This window comes from Candidatus Magnetobacterium casense (assembly GCF_019173545.1).
In the GTDB taxonomy this organism is placed as follows: Bacteria; Nitrospirota; Thermodesulfovibrionia; order Thermodesulfovibrionales; family Magnetobacteriaceae; genus Magnetobacterium; species Magnetobacterium cryptolimnobacter.
The window spans coordinates 1-6454 of sequence record NZ_JABXWD010000200.1; the positions used below are offsets into that span (position 1 = coordinate 1).

Sequence of the window (6454 nt, forward strand, 5' to 3'; positions counted from 1 at the left end):
ATAAAGATAAGAGACAATTTGGAGATTAAACAATGAAAATATATCAAAAAGAAGCATGACTGGAATTAGAGGCATTACATCAATCTTTGAATTATTTGCAAGTGGATGGGAAGGTGCATTGTCGATATTTCAACTATCTGCTTTGATGGGATACTGTCATATTCCTTTTATTCACTCAGTAGAATATATCATAGATGTGGCAAGAAGTTATGGCTATCAAGTAGAAATAGGGATATTTACAAGCATAAAAGATGAATCCTCAATCAAAGTATTATTTTTGTTCTACAAGAACAACACCGACATCTGGATATTTGATAATAGTTACAACAATAGTAAAAAAGTAGGATTATGCTATTGAAACCGTTTCTTAAATGGGCAGGAGGTAAGACACGCCTCTTGCCGGAATTATTAAAGTATGTGCCAGTAAGATATAATGATTATATAGAGCCATTTTTGGGTGGAGGGGCTTTATATTTTCGTTTGTGTCCCGATGCGGCAAGGTTGTCTGATTCTAACATACATTTAGTGAACACATATGTAGTTATAAAATATTCACACAGAATATTGATGTCACTTCTATCCGAGATGAAAAACAACAAAGAAGAATATGGCATCATTGCAGCAAAGATTAAACATCATAGAGAATGTGTATCAGCCTCCAATTTCATTTACCTCAACAAAACAGGATTTAATGGTTTATACAGAGAAAACAAAAACGGACAGTATAATGTTCCGTGGGGCAAATACAAAAACCCAATGTTATATGATAGAAAGAACATTGAGTTAGTGCATGATGTATTAAACAGAAACTTCCAATACATAAAATGTCAAGATTTCAGAGAAGCCTTAGCGTCTTGCAATTGTGGTGATTTCATCTATGCCGATCCACCCTATCACGGAGGATTCACAGCATATACCGCAGCGGGTTTCACGGAGCAAGACCAAACTGATCTTGCTCAGGTGTGTGCAAACCTGGCGACTAAAGGCTGTCACGTGCTGGCGTCCAACAGCAACACAGATTTCGTCAAACAGTTATGGGGACAGTACGAGTGTTTTGATCTTCACGAGGTAGATGCTCCCCGATCAATTAATTGTGACGGGACAGGCAGGAAAAAGGTTAAAGAATTAATTATCACTAATATTAGCAGGAAAGAATGAGAGGATTAAAGGACTTGTTGGGAGCACTTTGGACCTAAATGAAATGGTTTCTGCGTTTTAGAAAAAAAGGTTACGATATTCCGTTGAAATCAATAAGTCGTGAAGAAGCAAAACGGATATTCAAAAAACAGGGATGGGTGTAGTGATGACCGCAATAGAACGTGTATCATGGTGGGTTGTGGGCATAGGCCTTAGCGTCTTGCTCATCGGCTACGGGGGCAGATAGCAAGAGAGACATGGTAGAGATGTTCCACATAAAGGGGATACATGAGCTATGCTGATACCTGGTATCATCAACCCCTAAAAAACATTTCAAAACCGAACCGTTTGATTGGAGCTTGCTTATGAATTTGCTATCAGACGGTATGAATTCACGATGGGATGAGGATACAGATGAGTTTCTGTTTTTCTGGGATTAAGACATGATCAAGAAGACACCACCACCACCTGACGCAGCCGTGCTATCGCCAGGGCAGGCGTGCTACGTCCTCGGCCTGTCCTGGAACACACTGAGGCCACTACTTGTCGCCGGTGAAATCCGCAATAAGCGCGTCGGAACCAGGTACATCATCCCACGACAGGCCATTGACGACTACCTACAGTCAGACGTAGACCGAGCGCGGGCGTTTGCAAAAACCATCATCAGGAGCATAAAATGAAATCAGTAGATGGTATGAGACTATTCAAACGCGACGACAACGGTATCTGGTATGTGCAGATTGACAGGACGCACAAGCGGTCACTTCAGACCCGCGATGAGCGCGAGGCCAAGATGCGGTTTATCGCACTACAGCGGGAGGCCGTCAAGGGAAAGCTCGTAGTATTAGACAGGACGCCGACTATGTCGCTGCAAGAATTATCAGCGGCTTATCTGGAATGGTGTGGTGCCAATAGAGCGGTAGGTACTTGGAAACGTGCAAAACAGGCACTACAGAAGCTCATGGGAGTAATTGGACAAAACAAGCAGTTGGCAGACATCAGAAAGAAGGATATGGACGCTTATGTGGTTTATTGTACTGCCATCAAGAACAAATCAATCACAATTAATGGGGATATGAACCGGATTAAATCGGCGTTCTCATGGGCGTTTGAGAGAGAATACCTGAAAGTAAATCCATTTATCGGGTGCAAGCGGTTACGGGTGCAAAATATTCCTCCAAAGTTTCTAAGTGAGCAACAAATACAGAGCGTGTATGCTGCTATAGGAGACAACAGGATGTATAGATTGATATTTTCTTTTTATATTCATACAGGCGGAAGAAGGGCAGAGGTACAAGGGCTTCAATGGGCAGATATCCAAGAAGACGGAATTGTTTTCAGGAAAACAAAAACATACAAAAGCCGGAAGGTCCCTATCTCAGAAGGGCTGAAGAAAACAATAAAAGAACATGGGCGTGGCGTTGGGAGGGTCTTCCAGGTGAAGTCTGACACTATCACGCATACAATGAAAAATTATTTTAAAAAAGCAGGAGTAGGCGATTTTAGGGTACATGATCTCCGACATACCTTTGCATCATTACTTGTACAGAAAGGGATCAGTCTGCAAACGGTACAGGAACTGCTTGGACATTCATCATACAATACAACGCTAATATATGCGCATCTAAGCCAACGCCATCTCCAAGATGCCATTGCGAAAATTGAATACTGAAATGCAAGAATGTACCCAAAACGCGCCCACCACACTTGGGGATTGGCATAAAACATGAGCAATCAAGAGATACACAGCGTCTCAGGATATCTCAGAAGCGATGTCCCCATCATAGCCCGACGTCCCTTTCGTTGTCCACATCACACGATTTCGGACGTTGCCCTCATAGGCGGCGGTCAATCGCCACGTCCGGGGGAGGTGTCGTTGTCGCACAACGGGGTGCTGTTTCTGGATGAACTGCCGGAGTTCAAGCGCAACGTCCTGGAGGTGCTGCGTCAACCCATTGAAAACGCCGAGGTCACCATAGCACGCTCGGCGGCGACCATCAGTTATCCGGCGTCGTTTATGCTGGTGGCGGCTATGAACCCATGCCCCTGCGGCTATCTCAACGACACCAGGCGACAGTGCACGTGTTCGACGGCGGCAGTGCATAGGTACAGGGCAAAGATATCCGGTCCGCTGCTGGACCGTATCGACATCCACATCGATGTCCCGGCCCTGCCCCCGCATGAGTTGTCCTCTGTCAAGGGTGCCGAAACTTCGGCTGAAATACGTAAGCGGGTGATCGCCGCCAGAAAAATGCAGATAGAACGATTCAGAAAAGACCACATCTACACAAACAGTCAGATGAAACCACGGCATATCAAAAAATATTGCACCCTGGATACCGATTCCCAAAACCTCATAAACGCCGCCATGGAACACCTCGGACTCTCCGCCCGCGCCTATACGAGAATTCTCAAGGTATCAAGAACCATAGCAGACCTGCACGGCAGCGACCAGATACAGCCCCATCACCTCTCAGAGGCCATCCAGTACAGAAGCCTCGACAGGGAAACCATATAGAGCCTGCCCCGCAATAGGGCAATTAGACAAATAATCCTGTAATATTATACAATGGACGAAGGGATAATTTTAAGGAGAACGATTTATGAATATAGCCATAATAGGTTGCGGCTACGTGGGACTGGTCACGGGGACGTGTTTTGCAGAATTTGGCGGTACGGTCAGATGCGTGGATAATGACGCCGAGAAGGTGCGGATGTTAAACAGGGGAGAGATACCCTTTTACGAACCCAATCTTTCGGACATGGTCAGCAGAAATATCCGTGAGGGCAGGCTTGGATTTAGCACGGACATGGGCGAGGCCGTCAGGAACTCACTGGTTATTTTCATTGCCGTTGGAACGCCTTCAAGGGAGGACGGTTCGGCGGACCTGAGCTATGTCTTTGAGGTTGCCAGGGAGATAGCCAAACACATCGATATATACAAGGTTATTGCCACAAAGAGTACGGTACCGGTGGGTACAGGCAGGAGACTCAGAGAACTGATCGCTGCGGGATGTGACGGCAGGGTGAGATTTGATATTGTCTCCAACCCCGAGTTTCTGCGCGAGGGGGCGGCCATTGATGACTTCATGCGTCCTGACAGGGTTGTCATCGGCGCAGAGAGTCAGCAGGCCATCTCTATCATGAAGGACCTGTACAGACCTCTTTATCTGATAGAGACCCCTTTTGTCATAACCAACATAGAGACGTCGGAGCTTATCAAGTACGCATCAAATGCCTTTCTGGCAACCAAGATATCATTTATCAACGAAATGGCAAACCTCTGTGAGCTGGTCAACGCCGATGTCCACGACGTTGCCCGTGCAATGGGCCTGGATGGCCGGATTGGCAAGAAATTCCTGCACCCTGGTCCGGGCTATGGCGGCTCCTGCTTTCCAAAGGACACGCGTGCCCTGATGACCCTTGCCTCTGAGTACTCGCTTAATCTTAACATCATCTCTGCCACGATCAACACCAATGAGCGACAGAGAGAGCGCATGTTGCAAAAGATACTCAATGTCATGGGTGAGGTCGGCGGAAGGACTATCGCACTTCTGGGACTCTCTTTTAAGCCAAACACCGATGACATCCGTGAGGCACCCTCACTCTTTTTGATCGATGAGCTACTGAAACGAGGCGCCACCATCAAGGCATTTGACCCCGTAAGTATAAACAATGCCAGAAAACTCTTTGATACCGTACACTACGTCAACGACCTCTACGATGTCTTTGTTGATGCCGATGCCGTTGTCCTGATCACCGAGTGGAACCAGTTCAGAAACCTCGACATGCCCAGGCTCAAAGCCCTGATAAAGACTCCGTTGTTCTTTGACCTCAGAAACGTATACGAACCCGCTAAGATGAAGGAACTTGGCTTTTCATATTATGCCGTGGGACGATTACCAGGATAAATGGGCGTAATAGTTCAGCTATACAATTGAAATGTTGTGTATAATCAACCCAATGTCAACAAGGTAAGAAGGGGTCAAGGGGGCCAGGTGCGACCTGGAGCGCCAAGAAGCGGAGCCGCCCCTTTCTTTTCTTCTTCTTAGGGGGGTGAACTATTACAAATGGGCAAGTATTGAAATGCCCTGGCTCTTTTAAAAAGCAGCCATCTTTGTATATAATAGCGTTATGATGAAAAAGACACTAATAGCGTTGGCGCCGTTTTTGTTACCGATAGCCGTGGTGCTCCTGCCGGTGTTGCTGCCGCTCATCCTGGTGTATGGATTGTCGGCGATTAACCTTCGGATCGGATACAGCAGGATGTTTTGCAGCGGTCCGCAACCCACCGTAAAGGACCGGGTCATCAGCAACATGGAAAGCAGAGGGTTACCGGTACCTATGTGGCTGCGGAGGCCATCAAAGACCTGTAACCGTTAGGGGGTTACGGTGAAATCGACGCTGTCTGAGACAAAGAAGCTCGCATCAACGATGCCATTGGGTGTTAGGTCAACACCAAAGGTAACGGTATAGTTGCCCGGTGGCAGACCGTTGCCGTTAAAGACGCTGCTGAGGGGGAAGTTAAACAGCGGTCCCTGGTAGCTCAGGCCGGCGCCACTGACCCACGACCAGGTGGCGGCGTTGAAGTAGTACATCAGACCGTTTGGACCGGTTGCATAGAGCCACCAGTCGGCGTTTCTGCCGCCGAATTGGCCGGCTGCAAGGCTGACCGTTATGGACAGGTTATCGGTGGAACTGCCGCTTGTTTGGAGGGACTTTCCGTTGACCATGACCTGTGGCAGGAGGCCCTTGCTGTGACCATAGAGTTTGAGGGTCCAGGACTTGAGCGTCCCCATGTTGCCTGCCAGGCGGTCTGCAACGTGCAGTGTCCAGTTGCCTGATGCCGGTTCACCGAGGTGGTGTGTTGAACCAAAGCGCCAGTTGTCAAAGGCATACTCGGACGGACACGATGTGATTGGATGGGCAGAGGCCAGGACACTCTTTGTCCCCGAGGGTGAGGTCAGGGTTACGTCTAAGTCGGTGAAGCAGGTGTGGTCGGGGGCATTGAGATAAACCTCAACGAATTCAACTAGCATATCTCCCGCTTCCGATACGCTTACCGTGTTGTCGAGCCCTGCAGGGGTATTATCGGGGATGAATTGATTGACGGTGGCGGACTTTGTTACGGAGGTCTCCGGAGGCAGTGATGTCCACGTCTTTGCTTTGTTTACGGCCTCCGATACATCGATGATTCCAAAGCCGTACTTGTGGTTGACGTGCAATCTGGCGCCATTGACTGTCCAATCGGCGTCGAGCGGGTCGTTCTTGCGTGCGGACATTGCAAGTATGTAACGCACATCGCGCCATGACAGCA

Annotated in this window: 8 protein-coding genes; 7 read left to right on the forward strand and 1 reads right to left on the reverse strand. The window is 47.8% G+C overall.

Annotated features, from left to right (window positions below):
• Positions 1-55 precede the first annotated feature (55 nt).
• From HWQ67_RS11085 to HWQ67_RS11115, 7 genes are all read left to right on the forward strand, one after another.
• On the forward strand, positions 56-358 hold the full coding sequence (locus tag HWQ67_RS11085) for a hypothetical protein (RefSeq protein WP_218252751.1): 303 nt from the start codon (positions 56-58) through the stop codon (positions 356-358).
• Entirely contained in the window at positions 349-1158 is an 810-nt protein-coding gene (locus tag HWQ67_RS11090) for a DNA adenine methylase (RefSeq protein ID WP_255317238.1), read from the forward strand. The genes HWQ67_RS11085 and HWQ67_RS11090 overlap by 10 nt, the downstream gene beginning before the upstream one ends.
• A 422-nt stretch (positions 1159-1580) precedes the next feature.
• Positions 1581-1817: an excisionase family DNA-binding protein gene (locus HWQ67_RS11095; protein ID WP_218252753.1), complete on the forward strand. Its 237-nt coding sequence runs from the start codon at positions 1581-1583 to the stop codon at positions 1815-1817.
• On the forward strand, positions 1814-2809 hold the full coding sequence (locus tag HWQ67_RS11100) for a tyrosine-type recombinase/integrase (protein ID WP_218252754.1): 996 nt from the start codon (positions 1814-1816) through the stop codon (positions 2807-2809). Before HWQ67_RS11095 ends, HWQ67_RS11100 begins: the two co-directional genes overlap by 4 nt.
• A 54-nt stretch (positions 2810-2863) precedes the next feature.
• The gene (locus tag HWQ67_RS11105; RefSeq protein WP_218252755.1) at positions 2864-3655 is read left to right on the forward strand and encodes a YifB family Mg chelatase-like AAA ATPase; all 792 of its coding nucleotides are present in this window, start codon (positions 2864-2866) and stop codon (positions 3653-3655) included.
• Between the two features lie 85 nt (positions 3656-3740).
• The gene (locus HWQ67_RS11110) at positions 3741-5048 is read left to right on the forward strand and encodes a UDP-glucose dehydrogenase family protein (RefSeq protein ID WP_218252756.1); all 1308 of its coding nucleotides are present in this window, start codon (positions 3741-3743) and stop codon (positions 5046-5048) included.
• 223 nt (positions 5049-5271) lie between these two features.
• A complete protein-coding gene (locus tag HWQ67_RS11115) occupies positions 5272-5520 on the forward strand; it encodes a hypothetical protein (RefSeq protein ID WP_218252757.1) in 249 nt (82 codons plus the stop codon).
• On the opposite strand, the gene HWQ67_RS11120 is transcribed toward HWQ67_RS11115, so the two are convergent.
• The coding region (locus HWQ67_RS11120) for a proprotein convertase P-domain-containing protein (protein WP_218252758.1) at positions 5517-6454 on the reverse strand (938 nt) is incomplete at its 5' end. The genes HWQ67_RS11115 and HWQ67_RS11120 overlap by 4 nt on opposite strands.